The organism is Kerstersia gyiorum, assembly GCF_004216755.1.
Taxonomy (GTDB): Bacteria; Pseudomonadota; Gammaproteobacteria; order Burkholderiales; family Burkholderiaceae_B; genus Kerstersia; species Kerstersia gyiorum.
In genome coordinates this window covers 1,164,661-1,186,080 of sequence record NZ_SGWZ01000001.1, presented here as the reverse complement: position 1 = coordinate 1,186,080, position 21,420 = coordinate 1,164,661, and the positions used below count along the sequence as shown (strand labels likewise).

At 64.5% G+C, this 21,420-nt stretch carries 19 protein-coding genes and 1 pseudogene; 19 read left to right on the top strand and 1 reads right to left on the bottom strand.

Annotation, left to right across the window (positions count from 1 at the left end; all coding sequences use genetic code 11):
- Positions 1–3 precede the first annotated feature (3 nt).
- From EV679_RS05250 to EV679_RS05170, 17 genes are all read left to right on the top strand, one after another.
- Positions 4–699, top strand: coding sequence for an aspartate/glutamate racemase family protein (locus EV679_RS05250; RefSeq protein WP_130486619.1), 696 nt, complete (start codon positions 4–6; stop codon positions 697–699).
- Between the two features lie 22 nt (positions 700–721).
- Positions 722–1,570, top strand: a complete 849-nt coding sequence (locus tag EV679_RS05245; protein WP_130486618.1) for a helix-turn-helix domain-containing protein — start codon at positions 722–724, stop codon at positions 1,568–1,570.
- A 138-nt stretch (positions 1,571–1,708) separates the two neighbouring features.
- Complete coding sequence (locus EV679_RS05240; protein ID WP_130486617.1) at positions 1,709–2,380, top strand: B3/B4 domain-containing protein; 672 nt, start codon at positions 1,709–1,711, stop codon at positions 2,378–2,380.
- Positions 2,377–2,988: a LysE family translocator gene (locus EV679_RS05235; RefSeq protein WP_068366585.1), complete on the top strand. Its 612-nt coding sequence runs from the start codon at positions 2,377–2,379 to the stop codon at positions 2,986–2,988. The genes EV679_RS05240 and EV679_RS05235 overlap by 4 nt, the downstream gene beginning before the upstream one ends.
- A gap of 218 nt (positions 2,989–3,206) precedes the next feature.
- Positions 3,207–3,746 carry a MarR family winged helix-turn-helix transcriptional regulator gene (locus EV679_RS05230; RefSeq protein ID WP_127774992.1) on the top strand — a complete coding sequence of 180 codons (540 nt, stop codon included), beginning with the start codon at positions 3,207–3,209 and terminating at the stop codon, positions 3,744–3,746.
- 76 nt (positions 3,747–3,822) lie between these two features.
- Positions 3,823–5,031 (top strand): MFS transporter, encoded by a 1,209-nt coding sequence (locus tag EV679_RS05225; protein ID WP_083969337.1) that lies wholly within the window; start codon positions 3,823–3,825, stop codon positions 5,029–5,031.
- Positions 5,032–5,118: 87 nt separating this feature from the next.
- Positions 5,119–7,779, top strand: a complete 2,661-nt coding sequence (leuS, locus tag EV679_RS05220) for a leucine--tRNA ligase (RefSeq protein ID WP_130486776.1) — start codon at positions 5,119–5,121, stop codon at positions 7,777–7,779.
- A 19-nt stretch (positions 7,780–7,798) separates the two neighbouring features.
- Positions 7,799–8,386 carry an LPS-assembly lipoprotein LptE gene (locus tag EV679_RS05215; RefSeq protein WP_068366594.1) on the top strand — a complete coding sequence of 196 codons (588 nt, stop codon included), beginning with the start codon at positions 7,799–7,801 and terminating at the stop codon, positions 8,384–8,386.
- Between the two features lie 15 nt (positions 8,387–8,401).
- The gene (gene holA / locus EV679_RS05210; RefSeq protein ID WP_068366598.1) at positions 8,402–9,445 is read left to right on the top strand and encodes a DNA polymerase III subunit delta; all 1,044 of its coding nucleotides are present in this window, start codon (positions 8,402–8,404) and stop codon (positions 9,443–9,445) included.
- Between the two features lie 34 nt (positions 9,446–9,479).
- Entirely contained in the window at positions 9,480–10,745 is a 1,266-nt protein-coding gene (locus EV679_RS05205) for a glutamate-5-semialdehyde dehydrogenase (protein WP_130486775.1), read from the top strand.
- Positions 10,746–11,647: 902 nt separating this feature from the next.
- Entirely contained in the window at positions 11,648–13,105 is a 1,458-nt protein-coding gene (locus tag EV679_RS18000; RefSeq protein ID WP_415358552.1) for a THUMP domain-containing class I SAM-dependent RNA methyltransferase, read from the top strand.
- A 93-nt stretch (positions 13,106–13,198) separates the two neighbouring features.
- On the top strand, positions 13,199–14,218 hold the full coding sequence (locus tag EV679_RS05195) for a UDP-2,3-diacylglucosamine diphosphatase (protein WP_372726434.1): 1,020 nt from the start codon (positions 13,199–13,201) through the stop codon (positions 14,216–14,218).
- 150 nt (positions 14,219–14,368) lie between these two features.
- Positions 14,369–15,808, top strand: a complete 1,440-nt coding sequence (locus EV679_RS05190; protein WP_068366604.1) for an AMP-binding protein — start codon at positions 14,369–14,371, stop codon at positions 15,806–15,808.
- Between the two features lie 60 nt (positions 15,809–15,868).
- Positions 15,869–16,390 (top strand): gamma carbonic anhydrase family protein, encoded by a 522-nt coding sequence (locus tag EV679_RS05185; RefSeq protein ID WP_068366607.1) that lies wholly within the window; start codon positions 15,869–15,871, stop codon positions 16,388–16,390.
- A gap of 45 nt (positions 16,391–16,435) precedes the next feature.
- Positions 16,436–17,374, top strand: coding sequence for an Hsp33 family molecular chaperone HslO (gene hslO, locus EV679_RS05180; protein WP_068366608.1), 939 nt, complete (start codon positions 16,436–16,438; stop codon positions 17,372–17,374).
- Positions 17,375–17,506: 132 nt separating this feature from the next.
- Complete coding sequence (locus EV679_RS05175) at positions 17,507–17,809, top strand: polysaccharide deacetylase family protein (RefSeq protein ID WP_242611423.1); 303 nt, start codon at positions 17,507–17,509, stop codon at positions 17,807–17,809.
- Positions 17,810–17,965: 156 nt separating this feature from the next.
- Entirely contained in the window at positions 17,966–19,081 is a 1,116-nt protein-coding gene (locus tag EV679_RS05170; protein ID WP_130486616.1) for a hypothetical protein, read from the top strand.
- Positions 19,082–19,106: 25 nt separating this feature from the next.
- Here EV679_RS05170 and EV679_RS05165 read toward each other — a convergent pair whose 3' ends face one another.
- The gene (locus EV679_RS05165; RefSeq protein ID WP_068366617.1) at positions 19,107–19,943 is read right to left on the bottom strand and encodes an EamA family transporter; all 837 of its coding nucleotides are present in this window, start codon (positions 19,941–19,943) and stop codon (positions 19,107–19,109) included.
- Positions 19,944–20,215: 272 nt separating this feature from the next.
- Between EV679_RS05165 and EV679_RS05160 the strand changes: the two genes are divergently transcribed.
- Together EV679_RS05160 and EV679_RS17810 are read left to right on the top strand one after the other, a co-directional pair.
- On the top strand, positions 20,216–20,845 hold the full coding sequence (locus tag EV679_RS05160; protein ID WP_238591273.1) for a TetR/AcrR family transcriptional regulator: 630 nt from the start codon (positions 20,216–20,218) through the stop codon (positions 20,843–20,845).
- Positions 20,846–20,928: 83 nt separating this feature from the next.
- A pseudogene (locus EV679_RS17810) lies at positions 20,929–21,389 on the top strand (transposase); the annotation flags it as partial.
- Positions 21,390–21,420: the final 31 nt, after the last annotated feature.

The window sequence follows — 21,420 nt, the reverse complement described above, 5'->3', positions numbered from 1 at the left end:
GCAATGAAAACCCTGGGCCTGCTCGGCGGCATGAGTTGGGAATCCACCATTCCGTACTATCGCCAGATCAACGAAACCATCAAGGCGCAGCTGGGCGGCCTGCACTCGGCGCGCATCCTGCTCTACAGCGTAGATTTCCACGATATCGAACGCCTGCAACATGCGGGCCGGTGGGACGAGGCAGGCGCGCTGCTGGCCGATGCCGCCCGGCGGCTGCAAACCGCAGGCGCCGACGGGCTGGTGCTGTGTACCAACACCATGCATAAAGTCGCCGACCGGATCGAACAGGCAACGGACATTCCCTTGCTGCACATTGCCGATCCAACTGCGCAAGCCATACAGGCGGCGGGTTTTACCAGCGTCGGCCTGCTGGGCACGCGCTTCACCATGGAACAGGACTTCTATCGCGCCAGGCTGGAAAACCGCTACCGGCTGCAAGTGCTGACCCCGGACGATGCCGACCGCGGCACCGTACACCGCATCATCTACGAAGAGCTCTGCCAGGGCATCATCCGTGATGAATCCCTCGCGGCCTACCTGGAAATCATTCAGCGGCTGGTCGGCAACGGCGCGCAGGCCATCATCCTGGGCTGCACCGAGATCTCGCTGCTGGTGCAGGCTCAGCATGTGGACGTGCCGCTATTCGATACCACGCGCCTGCACGCACTGCATGCAGCGCAATGGGCGCTGCGCCCATAAGCGGTTCCAGGTGGAAGCCAGCATGACAGACCACGCTTTCAACGTACGCCGGGTGGCCGGGTTGGGCATGGAAATGGTTGAGGCCCAGTCCAGCCGCCACTTCGGCCGGCATATCCACGATGATTTCGGCATCGGCCTGATCCTTGGCGGGGCGCAACGCTCGGCCAGCGGCCGGGGACAGGTGGAAGCCATGGCGGGTGACCTCATTTCGGTCAATCCCGGAGAAGTGCATGATGGCATGCCTGTCGGTGACGGCCCGCGCTGTTGGCACATGCTTTACTTCAGCCAGGAACGGATGGCCGCCGCCCTGGCAGACATGGTGGACAGCACAGGCAATCCCGTGCAAGAGCTCGCCTATCCCGTCCTGCGCCACACGCAAGCGCGCAGGCGGTTCCTGGCGCTCTACCAGGCGGCGGTCGAGGCAAGCATTGGCGGCGACCCGCTGGCAGTAGACGAAACCTTGCCCCTGCTGCTGACGCACCTGCTGGATCGCCCCCTGCCCGCCCCCGTGGCTGCCCACACCCTGGTCGGCCGGGCCAACCGTGCGAAAGCCATGATAGACGATGCGCCGCAGGCGCCGCTTTCGCTGGCGGACCTGGCCCGCGAAGCCGGCTTGAGCCGCTTCCAGCTGGTACGTGCCTTCGCCGGCCTGACCGGGCTCACGCCTCATGCCTATCTGGTGCAGCGACGCATACTGAGGGCGCGGCAGTTCATTGCCAAGGGCATGTCCCTGGCCAATGCTGCATTGGCCTGCGGCTTTGCAGACCAAAGCCACATGACACGCTGCTTTGTCCGCAACTTCGGATTTTCACCCGGCAGCTATGCCCGGCAGTCGCGCTCAGCAGCCGGGGCCGTGACTGCAGCAGGCTGAAGCGGCCATCAGGCAAAGGGCCGACAGCCTTTCTTGCACCCTTGCGGCTCCCGGCCAACGAATGGCTGCAATTTTCTTCAAGACGCCAGCCCCCGCGAACCGCAAACTGATGCTTGGTCCCTCAGCCGGAGAACAGTCGTGCGATTCAGCTACGCCCCCGAAATACGTTCGGATTTTCCCGACCTGGCCACTCACGCCATCATGCTGGACGGCATTACCCCCCAGGCCCGGCCTGAGGGGCATATTGCCTTGCTTTGGACCCAGGCGGCCCGCCGCCTGGAAACCGGGCAGGAAGGCAGCTTCGCCGAAATTACCGCATGGCGGCAGGCATTTTCGCGCATGGGTCTGAAGCCCTCGCAATACCGTTGCGCCGCCGAAGCCCTGCTGCGCCGCTTTCGCCGTGAACGCCTGCTGCCTGCCATCCATCCGCTGGTCGATCTTTGCAACGCGGTATCGTTGGCCCACGCCATTCCCATTGCCGTCTTCGACCTGTCCTGCATCCAAGGTTCGCTGCAGGTGCGCCCTGCCACCGGGCAGGAAAGCTACCATACCTTCGACGGCACCCAGGAGCAGCCGGATGCCGGCGAGGTCATCTTTGCCGATGACGCCGGGCTGGCCCACGCCCGGCGCTGGTGCAACCGGCAGAGCGCGGCGTCCGCCGTGTGCGCCACGACCCGCAGCGCCCTGATCGTGGCCGAGGCGCTGCACGCCCGGGCAACGGCAGACCTGGCGCGGCTGGCGGAAGTCCTGCAACTCGCGCTGGCCGAAACATGGCCCCAGGCGCGCCTCCAGCAGGTGGAAACGGCATGACCCCGGAATTCCTGCTGACCTCTTTCATTGTCGTGGCCTCGCCTGGCACGGGTGCCGTCTATACCGTAGCTGCCGGCCTGGCGCAGGGTGGGCGCGCCAGCCTGGCCGCCGCGCTGGGCTGCACGCTTGGGATCGTGCCGCACATAGCCGCCGCCATGACCGGCCTGGCGGCACTGCTGCACGCCAGCGCCCTGGCCTTCGAGATCGTGAAATACCTGGGCGTGGCCTACCTGCTATGGATGGCCTGGCATACCCTCAGGCGCCAGGGCGCGCTCAGGGTAGCACCCGGCCAGGCACCACGTTCACATGGCGCCACGGTGCTGTCCGGCATTCTGCTCAACCTGCTGAACCCGAAGCTGTCCATCTTCTTCCTGGCCTTCCTGCCGCAATTCGTCGCGCCTGGCGACCCTGACGCCACGCTGCACATGCTGGCCCTCAGCCTGGTCTTCATGGCCATGACCTTCGCAGTATTCGCGTTCTATGGCGTATTCGCGGCAGCCATGCGCCGCCATGTGCTGGAACGTCCGCCGGTACTGTTGTGGATGCGCCGCACTTTCGCGGCCGCCTTCCTTCTGCTGGCAGCCCGGCTGGCCTATATGCAGCGCTGAGCCCGCGGCCAGTACGGGCTCGGCCTCTCTTCCCGGCGTCAGCGCGGGCCGGGAAGCACCTGCGCCAGCCTGCCACGTCCCTCCTGGCCTCGGCAGGATCGAGCGCGACGCCGCCACCCGTAGCCTGCACCATGCGTTGCAATGCGATACAGCTTCTTTGACTCGCTGCGATCTGCCCCATAAAATATCTTTAATTAAAGATATTTAACTTAAAGATAATGCAGCCTGACCTTTCCCTTGCCCCCGACACCCCCGCTGAGGCGACCGGCACGGACTTCGTCGACGGCATCCTGGGCCAATGGCAACAACATGCGCCAGACGCCGACACCTCGCCCATGCATGTCACCAGCCGCATCTGGCGCCTGGCGGCCCTGCTGGACCGGGACATGCAGCGCCGCTTCCGCGAGCATGCGCTGCAAATGGGCGATTTCGACGTGCTGGCGGCGCTGTACCGCAGCGGCCCGCCCTATTCCCTGCACCCGCAGCAGCTCACGCAACAATTGCTGCTGACTTCCGGCGCCATGACCTACCGCCTGGACACCCTGGAAAAACGCGGACTGATCGTACGCGCCCCCAACCCCGACGACCGGCGCAGCATCTTCGTCAGCCTGACTGCCAGCGGGCAGGCCACCTTGCTCGCGTCGCTGGACACCTATATGGCAGAGATGAAGCGCGTGCTGCATCCTCTGGACACGGCCGAAAGCCTCATGCTGGCAGCGCTGCTGCGCAAGCTCCTGCTGCCCTACGACCGGACATAGTCAACGCAAGCCATGCCGGCCCGGCCGGCGTCCTGTTCAGATATTTCCCTTCCCCCAGACAATCAGGCATCCCTTCATGAAACTCCGTCCTGGCCAACTGTTCTGCATCGCCGCCATTTTGCTCGTCGGCCTCAATCTCCGGCCTGCGCTGGCCGTCATCAGCCCGCTGATAGAAACCATACGCAGCGCGACCGGCCTGAGCTACCAGGCCATGGGTTGGGTAACCGGGCTGCCCATCATGGCCATGGGTATCCTGGCGCTGGCGGGCGCTACCGTCTACCGGCTGGGCATGCGGCGCGGCATCGCCATCGGCGTGCTGCTGGTATTCATTGCCTGCCTACTGCGCCTGATGGCGGCCAACCCTGCCTGGCTGCTGGGCAGCGCCCTGCTGGCCGGCATCGGCATTGGCATCGCGCAAACGCTGGTCCCCGGTTTCATCAAGCTGCACTTCCCGACCCGCATAGACACGCTGATGGCGCTCTATGTGAGCATGATCATGGGCGGCGCCGCCATGTCCGCCGCCGGCACCCCTGTCCTGTTGCACAGCATGGACTGGCAGCCAGCGCTGGCAATGTGGGCGCTGCCCGCGCTGCTGGCATTGGTGCTCTGGCTGTCCGCCACCCGCAATTTCCGTGACCCGGCCCGCACGCCAGCCGCTGCCGGAACGCCGGCCCCCGCCGGCACGGTCTTCCGCCCCTGGCGCTATCGGCGCGCCTGGCTGCTGGCCGGCCTGTTCTGCGCCTCGGGCAGTTGCTATACGCTCGCACTGGCCTGGCTGGCGCCGTACTACATCGAACTGGGTGCTTCGCCCCAGCGGGCAGGCATCCTGCTGGCCGTACTCACGCTGTTCGAAGTCGTCGCCGGTTTCCTGGTGGCCTGGCTGGCCCCGCGCAGCCCGGACCGCCGCTACCTGCTGGCCGGCTGCACCGTCCTGGCAACGGCAGGCTACCTCATGCTGGCCTGGATGCCGCTGGCCGCCCCCTGGCTCATCATCGCCATGCTGGGCCTGGGCATAGGTGCGCTTTTCCCCCTGACGCTCATCCTGGCCATGGATCACGCCAGCCAGCCGCGCCACGCCGGCGTCCTCGCCGCCTTCGTGCAGGGCATCGGCTATCTCGTGGCGGGCGTCCTGCCTTTTGCCGCCGGCCAGCTGCGCGACAGCCTGGGCAGTCTCGAGGCTGCCTGGAGCCTGATGGCAGGCTTGGTGCTGCTGTCCCTGGTCCTGGTGGTGCAGGCATCGCCGGCCAGCGCCAAGGCATTCGACCAGCGCTGCCGCCAGGGTTAGCCGCCTGGCGGCGCATCCCCCTATAATGGATACCTTCTCGCGCGGCCCGATGGCCGCGCTCATTATTTTCTGAATGACGTGAATATCATGCAGGATCGCTACCAGCCCCTCGCCGTCGAATCCCAGGCCCAGCAAAACTGGCAGAGCCGCGACGCCTATCGTGTCACCGAACACGCCACGAACGCCGACGGCACGGAAAAGCCGAAATTCTACGCTTGCAGCATGCTGCCGTACCCCAGCGGCAAGCTGCACATGGGGCACGTGCGCAACTACACCATCAATGACATGATGACGCGCCAGCTGCGCATGCGCGGCTACAACGTGCTCATGCCGATGGGCTGGGATGCGTTCGGCATGCCGGCCGAGAATGCCGCCATCAAGTCCAAGGTGCCGCCTGCAAAGTGGACCTACGACAACATCGCCTACATGAAGAAGCAGATGAAGGCGATGGGCCTGGCGATCGACTGGTCGCGCGAAATGTGCGCCTGCGATCCGTCCTACTACAAATGGAACCAGTGGCTGTTCCTGAAGATGCTGGAAAAAGGCATCGCCTACCGCAAGACCCAGATCGTCAACTGGGACCCGGTGGACCAGACCGTGCTGGCCAACGAACAAGTGGTCGATGGCCGCGGCTGGCGCTCCGGCGCCCCGGTGGAAAAGCGTGAAATCCCCGGCTATTACCTGCGCATCACCGACTACGCCGAAGAACTGCACGAAACGCTGGAAAGCGGCCTGCCTGGCTGGCCCGAGCGCGTGCGCATCATGCAGGACAACTGGATCGGCAAGAGCCAGGGCGTGCGCTTCGCCTTCACGCATGACATCCGCGATGATGCCGGCCAACTGATCCAGGACGGCCGCATGTATGTCTTCACCACGCGTGCCGACACCATCATGGGCGTGACCTTCTGCGCCGTGGCGCCGGAGCATCCGCTGGCCCAACATGCGGCCCGCAACAACCCGGAACTGGCCGCCTTCATCGAAAAAACCCGCCTGGGCGGCACGACCGAAGCCGAAATCGCCACTCGCGAAAAAGAAGGCCTGCCCACCGGCCTGAGCGTCATCCACCCGCTGACTGGCGCGCAGGTGCCGGTCTGGGTCGGCAACTACGTGCTGATGAGCTATGGCGATGGCGCCGTCATGGGCGTGCCCGCGCACGACGAACGCGACTTTGCCTTTGCGCTGAAATACCAGTTGCCCATCCGCCAGGTCATCGCGCTCGAAGGCAAGGAATTCTCCGACCAGGCCTGGCAGGACTGGTATGGCGACAAGCAAAGCGGTCTGACCGTCAATTCCGGCAAGTACGACAACCTGAGTTCTGCCGCTGCCGTGGATGCCATCGCCAATGATCTCGCCGCCCTCGGCCTGGGCGAAAAGCGCATCACCTACCGCCTGCGCGACTGGGGCATTTCGCGCCAGCGTTACTGGGGCACCCCCATCCCCATCATCCACTGCCCGGATTGCGGCCCGGTGCCGGTTCCCGAACAGGACCTGCCGGTGGTGCTGCCCGAACACCTGATCCCGGACGGCAGCGGCAACCCGCTGGCCAGCGACGAAGCCTTCCTGAAGTGCAGCTGCCCCAAATGCGGCAAGGCGTCGCGCCGCGAAACAGACACCATGGACACCTTCGTGGATTCGTCCTGGTATTTCATGCGCTATACCTCGCCCGGCAACGATCAGGCGATGGTGGATGCCCGCAATGACTACTGGATGCCGATGGATCAATACATCGGCGGCATCGAGCACGCTGTGCTGCACCTGCTGTATGCGCGCTTCTGGACCCGCGTGATGCGCGACATGGATCTCGTCAAATTCGACGAACCCTTCACCCGCCTGCTGTGCCAGGGCATGGTGCTGAACCACATCTATTCGCGCCGCAATGAACGCGGCGGCATCGAATACTTCTGGCCGGAAGAAGTCGAAAACGTCTACGACGCCAAGGGTTCCATCACCGGCGCTCGCTTGAAGGCGGATGACAGCCACATCGACTATGGCGGCGTGGGCACCATGTCCAAGTCCAAGAACAACGGCGTCGACCCGCAATCGCTGATCGACAGCCAGGGCGCCGACACTGCCCGCCTGTTCGTGATGTTCGCCAGCCCGCCCGAGCAGACGCTCGAATGGTCGGAAGCCGGCGTTGAAGGCGCCAACCGATTCCTGCGCCGCCTGTGGTCCGTGGCCCATCGCCTGCAAGCCTCCGTGGCCCAGGGTCTGGCCGTCGCTGCCCCGGACTGGCAAGGCGCGGACAAGCCCGTCAAGGAACTGCGCCGCGAAATCTACGCCCTGCTCAAGCAGGCAGACTACGATTACAGCCGCATCCAGTACAACACCGTGGTGTCGGCCTGCATGAAGATGCTGAACGTCATCGACAGCGCCGAGTTGCCCGATACCCCGGCAGCGCATGCCGCCCAGGCGGAAGTGCTGGGTATCCTGGTGCGCGTGCTCTACCCGGTGGTCCCTCACGTTACCTGGAACCTCTGGAACGAACTGGGCTATGCCGCCAAGCTGGGCGACCTGCTCGACGCGCCCTGGCCCCTGGTCGACGAACAGGCCCTGGTCGCAGACGAGATCGAACTCATGCTGCAGGTCAACGGCAAGCTGCGCGGCAGCCTGAGCGTGCCCAATGGCGCCAGCAAGGAATCCATCGAGCAAACCGCTACCAGCCACGAAGCCGTCGTCCGCTACCTGGAAGGCCGCCAGCCCAAGCGCGTGATCGTCGTGCCGGGCAAACTGGTCAACGTCGTCGGCTGATAGCCCGAGGAGAAGCAGCATGTCCCGTTCCCTGCGCATACTGGCCACCCTGGCACTCATGCTCACATTGGGCGCATGCGGCTTCACGCTGCGCGGCGTGTCGCCGCTGCCCTTCGACAGCCTGTACATCAGCATCCCGGAAAACACCCGCTTCGGGTCCAGCCTGCGACGCGCGCTGCAGGCGGCGTCGCCCGGCACCCGCCTGGTGGACAGCGCCGACCAGGCCGCCGCCAGCCTGATCCAGGTCAGCCATTCCCGTACCCAGCGCGAAGTCAGCCTGACGCCGCAGGGCCGCGTGGAAGAGTACGAACTCATCCTGAGCTATGTCTTCCGGCTCACGACAGCCAGCGGCGACATCCTGCTGCCGGACACCACGCTCACCGCCAGCCGCGACATGCCCTATGAAGAACAACTGGTCCAGGCCAAGCAAAGCGAAATGGACACCCTCTTCAACAGCATGGAGCAAAGCCTGGTCGAGCGCCTGCTGCGGCGCCTGACGGCCCCGGATGTTGCCGAGGCCTTCGAGGCCTACCAGAAGGAAAACGCCGAACTGCCGCCGGCCCCGGCCGAAGGCGGCGGACGCATGGCGCCCGCGCTGCAACCCTGAGGCAACACCCTACCCATGGATGTTTCCCACCTGCGCCAGCAACTGGCCCGCCAGCCTGACAGCCTGTCGCCCATTTATATCGTGGCAGGCGACGAAACCCTGCTGGTCATGGAAACCGTCGATCTGCTACGCCAGGCCGCCCGTGCCGCAGGCTACACCGACCGCAGTTCCATGGTCGTCGACGCGCGCAGCGACTGGTCGCAGATCGAAGCATCCACCCGCAGCATTTCCCTGTTTGGCGACCGCCAGCTGCTGGAACTCAAGCTGCCCACCGGCAAGCCAGGCAAGCCGGGCGCCGAGGCCCTGCAACGCATGGCCGAACAGGCTGGCGGCCAGGCCCTGCCCGATGCCCTGATCATCCTTGCGCTGCCTCGGCTGGACAAAACCCTGCGCGACAGCAAATGGCTGCAGGCGCTGGCCAGCAGCGGTACGCTGATCGAAATTCCCAATATCGACCTGCCACGCCTGCCCGCCTGGATAGGCGAGCGGCTGGCGGCGCAGAACCAGAGCGTAGACAAGGATACGCGCCAATGGCTGGCAGAGAAGGTGGAAGGCAACCTGCTTGCTGCCCACCAGGAAATCCTCAAGCTCGGCCTGCTGTTTCCCGAAGGCGAACTGTCGGCCGAACAAGTGCAGTCTGCCGTGCTGAACGTCGCGCGCTACAACATTTTCGGGCTGCGCGACGCGATGCTGGTCGGCGACCCGGCCCGGGTGACACGCATCCTGGACGGCCTGCGTGCCGAAGGCGAAGCACTGCCCCTGGTATTGTGGGCCGTCGGCGAAGAGGTTCGCCTGCTGGCCCGTCTCGCCCAGGCGCGCGCCGCCGGCCAGGACCTCAATGCCCTGATGCGGAAAATGCGTGTCTTCGGCGAACATGAACGCCTGGCGCGCCAGGCCCTGGGCCGGATTCCACCACGTATCTGGCCCGCCGCCGTGCAGCATGCCCACGACATAGACCGGCTCATCAAGGGGCTACGGGTGGAAGGACGCATGCAGGATCCCTGGGAAGAAATGCTGCGACTGGCCTTGCGTCTGTCACTGCCGTCCAGAGCCGGATAGAATGGCGCATAGCCCTATTTTTTTCTCCGCCCCCATGACCACCGATACGCTTTTCACCGCCATGCAGGAGCTGGGCCAGCGCGCCCGTGCCGCATCGCGCCACATGATGCGGGCCAGCAGCCAGGCCAAGAACGACGCCCTGCGCGGTATGGCCCAGGCCCTGCACGAGCAGCGCAAGGCCATCCTGGCCGCCAATGCCCTGGATCTCCAGGCCGCTGTAGACAACCAGTTGCCGCCGGCACTGGTGGATCGGTTGCGTATCTCGGAAAAAACCCTGGGCCTGATGGCCACCGGCCTGGAACAGATCGCCGCCATGCCTGACCCGGTCGGCAGCCTGTCGCCCACGACGCAACGCCCCAATGGCATGCGGATTGCCAAGATGCGTGTGCCCCTGGGCGTGATCGGCATCATCTACGAATCCCGCCCCAACGTCACCATCGACGCGGCCGCCCTGTGCCTGAAATCCGGCAATGCCGCGATCCTGCGCGGTGGCAAGGAAGCCCTGCATTCGAATATCGCATTGGGTGCCGTCGTGCGCCAGGGTCTGTCAGCCGCCGGTTTGCCGGCCGAGGCCGTGCAGGTCGTGGAAACCACGGATCGCGCCGCCGTCGGCCATCTGGTCACCATGACGGAATATGTCGATGTCATCGTGCCGCGCGGCGGCAAGAGCCTGGTGGCTCGCCTGTCGGCCGAGGCACGGGTGCCGATGATCAAGCACCTGGACGGCAATTGCCACGTCTACGTCGACCAGCACGCCGATCTGGCCGTTGCGCATCGCGTCGCCTTCAATGCCAAGACCTACCGCTATGGCGTCTGTGGCACGATGGAAACCCTGCTGGTGCACCAGGCGGTGGCCAATCAGTTCCTGCCCGGCCTGGCGCGTGCCTTGCTGGATCATGGCGTAGAACTGCGTGGCTGCGAGCGCACCCGCGCGCTGGTTCCGCAAGCGCATGCAGCCAGCAATGAAGACTGGGCCACGGAATACCTGGCGCCCATCCTTGCCATCCGCGTTGTTGATTCCATCGACGATGCCATGGAGCATATCGCCACCTGGAGCTCCGGCCATACCGAAAGCATCGTGACGGAAGCGCTGCGCGAAGCCCAACGCTTCCAGCGCGAAGTCGATTCCAGTTCGGTCTACGTCAACTTGCCCACTGTCTTTGCCGACGGTTTCGAGTACGGGCTGGGTGCGGAGATCGGCATTTCCACCAACCGCCTGCATGCGCGTGGTCCCGTCGGCCTCGAAGGCCTGACCACCGAAAAGTGGGTATTGACCGGCGAAGGCCAGGTACGCGGCTGAAGGCTGGCGGCCCTGGCCAGGGACAACGCAGGCAGCCATTGCCGCTCGGGCGGCGACCTGCCTGCGCACTGCATATGAAACTGCCCTGCCCGGATGCCATGACGCCGGGCGCGAGGATATCTGGTCCTGCCTGCTGCACGGGAAAAAAGGATATCTCCTTATCCCGCCGATGAATGATCGGCACTGACGTTCCCCGGTACCTGCCGGATTTTTTTCTTCTTATTGCGCGGCCTGCCGCCACATCCATGTCATCCAACGATTCCGCACCTCCCCGCAAGACCCTGTCCATCTCGGCCCGTCCTGCAGCGCCTTCCGCGCAGAAAAAAGACACCCCCAGCATGCGATCCGGCAGCCGGGCGCGCGTGCACAAGGAAAGGTTGCGCGCCCAGGACGACGGCGACAAGCGCCCTGCCGGAGAGCGCGCACCGCGTGAACGCCGGGATGGTGAGTTCTCCCAACGCCCGCGCCGTGACGGTGACTTCCAGTCCCGCCCGCGCCGCGAAGGCGAATTCCAACCGCGCGAACGTCGCGAAGGCGGATTCGTGCCACGCGAACGCCGCGAGGGTGAGTTCTCCCAACGCCCGCGTCGTGACGGTGACTTCCAGTCCCGCCCGCGCCGCGAAGGCGAATTCCAACCGCGCGAACGTCGCGAAGGCGGATTCGTGCCGCGTGAACGCCGCGAGGGTGAGTTCTCCCAACGCCCGCGTCGTGACGGTGACTTCCAGTCCCGCCCGCGCCGCGAAGGCGAATTCCAGCCACGCGAACGTCGCGAGGGCAGCTTCGTGCCGCGTGAACGCCGCGAGGGTGATTTCTCCCAGCGCCCGCGTCGTGACGGTGACTTCCAGTCCCGCCCGCGCCGTGAAGGCGAATTCCAGCCGCGCGAACGTCGCGAGGGCAGCTTCGTGCCGCGTGGACGCCGCGAGGGTGATTTCTCCCAGCGCCCGCGTCGTGACGGTGACTTCCAGTCCCGCCCGCGCCGCGAAGGCGAATTCCAGCCGCGCGAACGTCGCGAGGGCAGCTTCGTGCCGCGTGAACGCCGCGAGGGTGATTTCTCCCAGCGCCCGCGTCGTGACGTTGACTTCCAGTCCCGCCCGCGCCGCGAAGGCGAATCCCAACCCCGCGACCGCCGGGAAGGCGGTTTCCAGGGCCGTGAACAGCGCGACCATGGTTTCCAGCCGCGCAACAGCACCATTGGCGCTGGCGCCAGCGCCCGCGAGTCTGCCGTGTTCAAGATTTTCGCTTCCTGCCCGCAAGGCCTGGAAGCCGCGCTGGAAGCAGAATTGCAGGCCCTGGACTTCGTCGAAGTGCGCCAGGGCCGTGCCGGCTGCCACTTTGAATCAGATTGGCGCGGCGTCATGCGTGCCAATCTGTACTCACGCCTGGCGACCCGCATCCTCATCCAGCTGGCCCAGGCGCCGGTGCAGACCGAGGACGACATCCTGGCACTGGCCGTAGATACGGAATGGGAACAATGGTTCGGCCCGGAACACCGGCTGCGCGTCGATACCTCGGCCATCCGCAGCCCCATGCAAAGCCTGCAATACTGCAACCTGCGCGTGAAGGACGGCATTTGCGACCGCCTGCGCGCACGCGAAGGCGCGCGTCCGGATATCGACACCGTCCGTCCTGACGCCCGTGTGCACCTGTTCCTGTCCGAAGACACCGCGACGCTTTACCTGGACACATCAGGCGAATCGCTGTTCAAGCGCGGCTGGCGCTACGACAAGGGTGCCGCCCCCTTGCGCGAAAACCTCGCTGCCGGCCTGCTTGCGCTATCCGACTGGGACCCCGCCGCAGCACTGCTCGATCCGTTCTGCGGCAGTGGCACCATCCTGATCGAAGCGGCATGGATCGCACTGGGCGTGCCACCCGGCATGAACCGCCCCTTCGGTTTCGAACGCCTGCGCGATTACGACGCCTACCAGCTGGGTCAATTGCGCCAGGAAGCCCAGGCTGCCATCCTGCCCTCGCTGGATGCACCGCTGGTCGGCGTAGATCTTGACCCCGCCGTCATCGCTGCGGCTCGCAGCAACGCAGAACGTGCGCGCCTGAGCCCGGACGCCATCCGGTTCGAAGTCGGTGACGCGCGTCATTTCGCGCCGCCAGCCGACAGCGGCTGGATCGTGACCAATCCCCCTTATGGCGAACGCCTGGATGAACACGAAGACGCGCTCTGGCAGGAATGGGCCACCCATCTCAAGCACAGCTACGCCGGATGGCGCCTGAACGTCATTTCCAATGACATGTCTCTGCCCCAGGCGCTGCGCCTGAAGGCTTCACGCCGCCAGCCCGTTTTCAACGGCTCGCTGGAATGCCGCCTGTTCTCCTTTGACCTGGTCGAAGGTTCGAACCGCAGCTAAAGCAAAAAGCGCCGTTTCCGCAAACGGGAACGGCGCCATTCGCACCGGAAAAAATCGAACACGATCCGGGCCTGCTGCGGAAAAACCGTATCAATGGATATCAGGCGCCAAGGCGCCGCACCCTGGTCACAAACGCGTCATCCTGCCGTGTTTCCATGTGTGCAACGCCATCGTACGGGAGCCGCCATGACCACCTCGCCTCATCCAGAAGACCAGGCCGGCCAGGCCGCCGACAGCACGGCTTCCGGCGGCAAGACCGTCAGGCGCTGGCGCACGCTCTGGATATCCGACCTGCATCTCGGTTCTTCGGGCTGCAAGGCCAATTTCCTGCTGGACTTCCTCGAATACAACGAAACCCAGACGCTGTACCTGGTCGGCGACATCATCGACGGCTGGCAATTGCGGCGCCACTGGCACTGGCCGCGTGCGCACAACGACGTCGTGCAAAAAATCCTGCGCATGTCGCGCAATGGCACGCGCGTCTATTTCATTCCCGGCAACCATGATGAATTCGCCCGTCAGTTCCTGGGCTATGCCTTCGGCGACATAGAGATCCACGACGAGATCGAGCATCTCACGGCGGACAAGCGCCGTTTCCTGGTCATGCACGGCGACCGCTTCGATGCCGTCATCCAGCACGGCAAATGGCTGGCCTACCTGGGCGACCGCCTCTATACCTGCGCCATCTGGATCAACAACCATTACAACCGTTTCCGTCACCGCCGCGGCCTGCACTACTGGTCGCTGTCGCAATACCTGAAGCACAAGGTCAAGAACGCCGTCACCTACATCACGGACTTCGAGGAAGCCCTGGCTGGCGAAGCGCGGCGCCGTGGCATGCACGGCATCATCTGCGGCCATATCCACAAGCCGGAAATGCGCGACATCGACGGCATCCTGTACTGTAACGACGGGGATTGGGTAGAAAGCCTGTCGGCGCTGACCGAGGATCACGACGGCAAGCTGGCCTTGCTGGACTGGTCTGTGCATGCCAACCTGCATGCACGCCACCCAACAGCCTCGCACCAACCGGTTTCCCTGCCCGCGCTGCCTTCCGCCCTGAGCCGGAAAAGTAAAAGCGCCGGCCTGCGAACGTCGGGGAAAACACGCTAAAACCGTCGGGCATATTGCGCAATCCTTCGCCCTGGTTCATGCTTATGGCGTGAAAGCATACCAGCGCAAGCATGCGCGCATCGCTCGCACGCCTGTTACTGCACGCGTGCGGCCCTGTCGCACCCCTGCGCCCTCCCTACCCACGGGCCTATGAACGACCAATATTCGCAGCTTTACGAATCCTTCCGGTGGTTGTTGCCTGCCCAGTTCAATCTGGCGCAGCCCTGTTGTGTCCAATGGGCGATCAGCCCATCCGACGCCCGCCGCGTCGCCCTGGTCGTCGAAAAAAGCGAAGGCGATGCCACAACCTGGCAATACGGCCAATTGCAGAATATCTCCAGCCGGCTGGCCGGCGGCATGGCGCGCATGGGCGTACAGCGTGGCGACCGTGTCGCACTGCTGCTCTCCGACCCGGCCTACCTGGTCATCGCCGCACTGGCCGCCTGGACCCTGGGCGCCATCGTCATGCCGCTGTCCGCACGCCTGTCGCCCACGCAACTGGCCCAGCGCCTGCGCCAGGCCGCCCCGCGTGTCGTCGTGCTTGATGATCTGGCCCTGGCGGCCTACCTGGCTGAACGCGCCCGCCTGCCGGCAGGCACGCGTCTGGTGGGCCAGGGCATGGATAGCGAACACTGCATCGCCTGGAAAGGCCTGCTGGCCCGCCAGCCCAACGGCCTGCAACCCGTACCGCTGCCGCCGGATGCGCCGGCCATGCTGCACTTTCCGCCGGAAGCCGGCCCGCATCATGGCGGTGTGCTGCTGCCGCACAGCGCCCTGATCGGCAACCTTCCCGCCTTTGTCGCCTCGCTGGACTGGTTCCCGCGCGGCAAGGACCGCCTGTGGGTGGCCGCCAACTGGTCGCAGGCAGATGTCCTGCTGGGTGCGGTGCTGCCAGCCCTGTACTTCGGCGCCACGGCCATTGCCATCACACAACCACCCGATGCCGCTTCGCTGCTGTCGCGGCTCTACCGCCTGCGCATCAGCGACATGATCGCCACCCAGGACACCCTGCGTGAATTCTGCGCACCAGGCCATCCGCCCCTGCCCCTGGCCAGCCTCAACGCCATCGCCGCGATCGTGACCGACGCCTATCGGGAAACCGACATGCAACGCTGCCAGGAGTTGCTGGGCCGCCGCCCCAACGCGGTCTACGGCGTGCATGGCATGTATGGCCTGGCTGGCGACAGCGGCGAAAAATGGCCGGTTGCCGACCATAGCCCCGGCCGGCCGTATCCTGGCCATTACCTGGCCGCACTCGACCCCGCCGACAATGAACTGCCGCCGGGCGTACAGGGCGAGTTGGCCTTGCGCCAATACGACCGACACGGCCATGCCGACCCACTGTTTCCGGTCGGCATCTGGCAACAAGGCGAAATCCAGCCCGCGCCTGCTACCTGGATGCGCACCGGGCTGCAGGCGGCACTCGACAGCGAAGGCCGCATCATGCCCCTGCCGCCCCCGGCTGCCGAAAAAGCCCAGGGCTCGCACCGCAGCAGTCGGCCGTCAGCCAGCCGCGCCAACCATCGCCCGGCCCCGAAACCCAAGACACCCTTGCCACGCAACCGGCGTGCGCCTGGCTCCACCGCCTGACCGCCTGTGCGCCGCACGCCACGTCCTTGCTCCCTGTTCCTGCCCTAGCCGCGCCTTGCCATGCCCATTTACCAACTGGATGACCTGACCCCGAACATCGACCCGGATGCCTTCCTGTTCGAGAACACCACCGTCATCGGCGACGTCACCCTGCATGCCGGTGCCAGCCTCTGGCCAGGCACCATCCTGCGCGGCGACAGCGCCCCCATCGTGGTTGGCGCCAACAGCAACATCCAGGATGGCTGCGTGTTGCATGCCGACCCCGGCTTTCCCATGACAGTCGCTGAAAACGTGACAGTCGGCCACCAGGCGATGCTGCACGGCTGTACGATCGGGGCGGGCAGCCTGATCGGTATCCAGGCCGTCGTCCTCAATGGCGCCGTGATCGGCCGTGATTGTCTGATCGGCGCCGGCGCGCTGGTCCCTGAAGGCCGTCATATTCCCGATCGCTCGCTGGTCATCGGCGTGGGCAAGGTTGTGCGCACGCTGGACGACGAAGAAATTGCCGGCCTGCATGCCAACACACAGCGATATGTGGCGCGCGCGCAGCTTTACCGCAACCGCCTGCGGCGACTCGCCTGAGCCTGGCGCCAGCCGGCCATGGGCTTGAGTTAAGATGTAGCCATCATGACCGACACCCTGAAAAAATACCTTTTTACCGATCGTCGCGTCCGTGTTGTCACGGCTTCGCTGGATCAGTCCTGGCAGGATTCCCTGCAGCACGTCCAGTATCCCGAAGGCGTGCGTGACCTGCTCGGCGAGCTGGTTGCCGCCGCAACGCTGCTGACGGCGAATCTGAAACTGGACGGTTCGCTGCTGCTGCAGATCCAGGGCGACGGCGCCATCGCGCTGCTGGTCGTGGAATGCCGCAGCGATCTCTCCATCCGCGCTACCGTCAAACTGCGCTCCGGCCAGTCCTGGCCGCAAGGCGTGGGTTTGCAGGCGCTGCTCAACCCCGGCGGCCAGGGCCGTTTCGTCGCGGTACTCGACCCGCGCAACAAGCTGCCCGGCCAACAGGCCTACCAGGCTGTCGTCCCTCTCGTCGGCAACAATGTTTCCGAAGTGCTGGAACACTACATGAAGTCGTCCGAACAGCTCGATACGCGTCTTTGGCTTGCCGCCAACGACAAGCGGGCAGCCGGTCTGCTGATTCAGCGCCTGCCCGATCACGGCGGCACGCTGGCCACCGACAGCGAACTGCCGGCCGACCAGATGGACGACTCCTGGGAACGCGCCGTCACGCTGGCCAGCACGCTGAGCTACCAGGAACTGCTGGCCCACGACACGGACATCCTGATCCATCGTCTGTTCTGGGAGGAAAGCCTGCTGGAACTCCCGCCGCGCAGCATCCGCTACTTCTGTCCGTGCACACGCGAGCGCGTCGCCGGCATGCTGCGCATGCTGGGCCAGCAGGAAACCGATGCCATCATCGCCGAACAGGGCAAGATCGAAGTGCAGTGCGATTTCTGCGGCAAGCCGTATGTCTTCGACCCGGTCGATGCCGCCGCACTTTTCACGGCCCCCAGCCCTGCCCCCAGCGCAGACCAGGCGGAAACGCGACACTGACCAGACTGGCACGCTCGCACCGTGCCAGGCCTGAACAAAGCCGGCCAGCGCCGGCTTTTTTTATTTTCCCTACCGGCCAGGCGCTCGCGCTGCCCGCCTGACCTGCCCATAACCTGTTTCCAGGACATGACCTTGCGATTGATCTCTTTCCGCCTGCCAGCCATCCTGCTGCTTTCGCTGGCAACTGCCTTGTGCCAGGCGAAAACGATTGCCCTGAGTTTCGACGATGGATTCAACCCGACGCAACAGCCGCGGGCGGCCCAATGGAATACGCAGTTACTGGAGGCATTGCAGGCGCACGACGTGCAAGCGGCACTATTCCCCGCGCTGGTCCGCCTGGGCAACGCTGACTCAGGCCTGGCATTGGTTGCGGAATGGTCGCGCGCCGGCCACCTGGTGGGCAACCATACGGCCGGCCATCGCAGCCTATACTAAACCTGCATTCCGCTCGGCACCCGGCGCCCTAGGCATGCCCCGCCCCCGTCCCTCGCTTCCAGGGAAATGGGGAATTCTGCGACCTGACAGACGCCAGCCGGGCGGGCAGACTGCTGGCAGATGCATATCTCTCCTGCCTGCCTCCCAGCCTGCTCCATGCGCCGCCTTCCGCCCTGCCTTCGCCACGGCCCCGGCACGACCACGCCGCTCACCTCCGTCTGCGCCGGTTCACCCTGGCGCCAGGCTGGCAGCAGCATGGCCGAGGCATGCCTGGCCTTTGCCGTGCTCGGCAGCATCGCGCTGGCGGCGCTGGAACTGGAACATGCCGGCAATATGGCGCAAATCGCCGAAGTCGCGCTGCTGGATGCGCTGCGCGCCGGCGCCAGTGATCACGCACGCCCGCAGGCCATGCGCCAGGCCTTCGAGCACACGATGCGGGCCAGCCTGCCTGATGCGCCCGGCCAGACGCCAGGCTCCCGCCTATACCAGGCCTGGCAGAGGCGTCAGCAGGCCAGCGGCGGACTGCCCGTCTGGCGTCTGGATATCCTCAACCCTGGCCCCGACAGCCTGGCCGACCATGCTGCGCCGGGACGCGATATCACCGGCAATATCGCCGCTGCACAGCCTGCGGACGCTGGTGCCGCTGCGCTGGCCTTCTACTACCAGGACCTGCGCCATCGCGAGAACCTGGCCAGAGGCTGGCAACAAGGCCAGGGCATCGCTTCCGGGCAGAACGTCTTCGAAGCCAATGTGCTGACCCTGCAGTTGCGCTATCTGCATCGTCCTCTCAGCCCACCGGCCCGCTGGCTGCTGCGCCTGGGAAGCACGCTATTTGCCAGTGCCGGGGACACGGATCACCCTGCCATCGCCCAGGCCGGCCTCTGGCCGATCTATCGTCGCGCGGCGCTGCCCATGGCGTCCGAAGCCTGGGCATGGCCGCAACGCCGCCTGCAAAGCACCGACGGCCCGGGCGGCACAGGCAGCCCCATCCCCTCGGGCAACGCGCATGAGCCCACGTCCATTGGTTCAGAAAACAGCGGCCCGCCATGGCCGCTGCCCGTCCCAGGCGCACCTTCCACGCCGCCAGAGAATAGCCATCACGATACAGATCGCGATCCTTGGCTCACTTGGCCCACTACCCCGGCAGTCTCTCTGCCTGACGGACCTGGCTCATCGCCCAGACTACCGGAAGCCCCCGGTGCCCCCGCCGGAAGCGGTTTGCCCGAAGCCGGCGAACCGCTTTGCGGGTTGATGTTCTGCTGCAGCGGCTGACGCACCACCCAAGCCGGCACCCGCCTCAGGCGAGCCGCAACACCCCGGCGCCCAGCGCAATCACAGCCACGGCGATCAAGCGCTGCCGGCCAATATGCTCTTTCAGGATCAGGCCGGAAATCAATACGCCGAACAGGATGGACGTTTCGCGCAACGCCGACACCATGGCCACCGGCGCCTGCGTCATGGCCCACAGTGCTACGCCATAGGACACCAGCGTGCCCGCGCCTCCCACCATGCCCATCGGCCAATTGCCGCGCAGATAACGGATGAATGCCCGGTGGCGCGTAGCCAGCGCCCAGACCAGCAACGGCACGCCGGTCAGCAGAAAGATCCACAGCGTATAAGCCGCCGGTGCGCCCGACAGCCGGACACCTGCGCCATCGACCAGGGTATAGCTGGCAATGAATACCGCATTGATCATGGCCAGCCTGACCCCGCGGCTATCCTGCCCGGCGCGGCGCGCCAGGGCCATGCTCAGCACCCCCAGGCAAATGACGACTATGCCGATCCAGCCAGCGGGCGCAACGGCGTCATGCAGGAACAAGGCGCCCGCGCAGGCCACGATCAGTGGTGCCGTGCCGCGCATGACTGGATAGGTCTGGCTCATGTCCGCAATACGATAGGTATTGGCCAGCAGAACGTAATACGCCACCTGCAATAGCATGGAAACTGCGATGAATGGCCAGCTGGCCCGCGCTGGCATATCCAGGAAGGGCAGCACCACGCCAGCCATCAGCATCGCACCGAATGCCACCAGCACCGTGCTCAACAAGGTATCCGTCCCGCCCTTGACGATGGCATTCCACGAGGCGTGACACGCGGCAGCCATCAGCACCAACCCAAATACCAACAGCGACATGGCGATCTACATCCCTACGCGACAGACCAAAATGAAACCGAAAAAACGGATCTTGCCATTGGAATCCTCGCCGGCCGGCAATGCAAGCCGCCGCTGTCTCGCCGGCCGCTGACGTGTAAGACCCGGTAACCGGCGCCCTGTTCTGCTTCATTGCGTCCGCTAATGTCCTTGCGGACACAATGATGATGCATTTCATGCTAAACAAATAGGGGGCTGATCATTGAGCGCTTACCTTTAAACTACTCACTTTGACGCAAATCGAGTACCAAGAAATGTACAAGATGTCCTCCGATGTGAAGGAGCCAGGCAAGCAAGCGCCCCGTCCTCGGACAAAACCAGCGGAAGTTCGCCTGGATGAACTGATGAACGCGGCGGAAAGGTTATTTCTCGAAAAAGGCGTCGACTCGACGACGATTAACGAAATCGTCGAGGCTGCACAGGTAGCCAAGGGCACGTTCTATCACTACTTTTCGTCCAAGAACGAAATTTTGGAGGCGCTTGGCAGACGCTATACCGATCAATTCCTTGTTAGCCTGGAAACGGCAGTTGGCGCCTGTGCGGAAGGGGACTGGGTCGGGCGGCTACGCGCCTGGATCCACGCCAGTGTCGTGACTTACGTTGACACATTCCGCATACACGACATTGTCTACACCAACCATCACCATCATGATCGTTCCAACCAGGCCAAGAATGCCATTCTTGATCAGTTGCTCGGGATCATTGAGGGCGGCACGGTTGCTGGTCTCTGGACACCGAAAAATCCGAGAGTGGTAGCGCTGTTGATCTACTCGGGCGTACATGGCGCAACCGATGACGTGATCGCCGCTCAAGCAAAGGATTGCACGGCGTTTGCACAAGCAGTCACGGAAAACTGTTTGCGCATGCTGGGCATCTTTCCATAAAAAAGATCGGCATCCATCAAGCCTTGGGACAAAGTGCGTTGAGTAGCGCAGTGACAGATGGCGCATCTTCAAGCATCTCGGCGAGTTTCGAACCCATCCTAATTCCCAAGCATGGGCGGCATTTCACGGGTTTTGACGACGAGGGCATGGCCGAAGCGCCTGCCTGGCAAGTCCGGCCGCTGGAGATCATGCACCTGGTCGCGCTCTTCGATAGCCTGCGAGTCAAGATCCGCGAGGATGCCATGGCGCGCGACAAGGCGGTCTGTTCTACATTCTGGATACGGGGTCTTTAACGATCGAAGACCCGTGATGTCCTGGACTCCTGAGCGCTGCCTACGATGGCCTCAAGGACATGCCTGAGGCGCTGGCAGCGGTACGCAAGGCCATCAAGACAGGTGGCCACTACCCTGACGGCGAAGCTGCCAACAAGCTGATCTGGCTGGCCCTATGCCACATCACTAAAAAATGGGATCGTTCTGCCCATGATTGGCAGACCGTCATGAATCAATTCGCTCTCCATGGTGAAGAGCGATTCATCCAGCCTTCCGTCTGTTGGTCAATTCGCCTGGAACCCG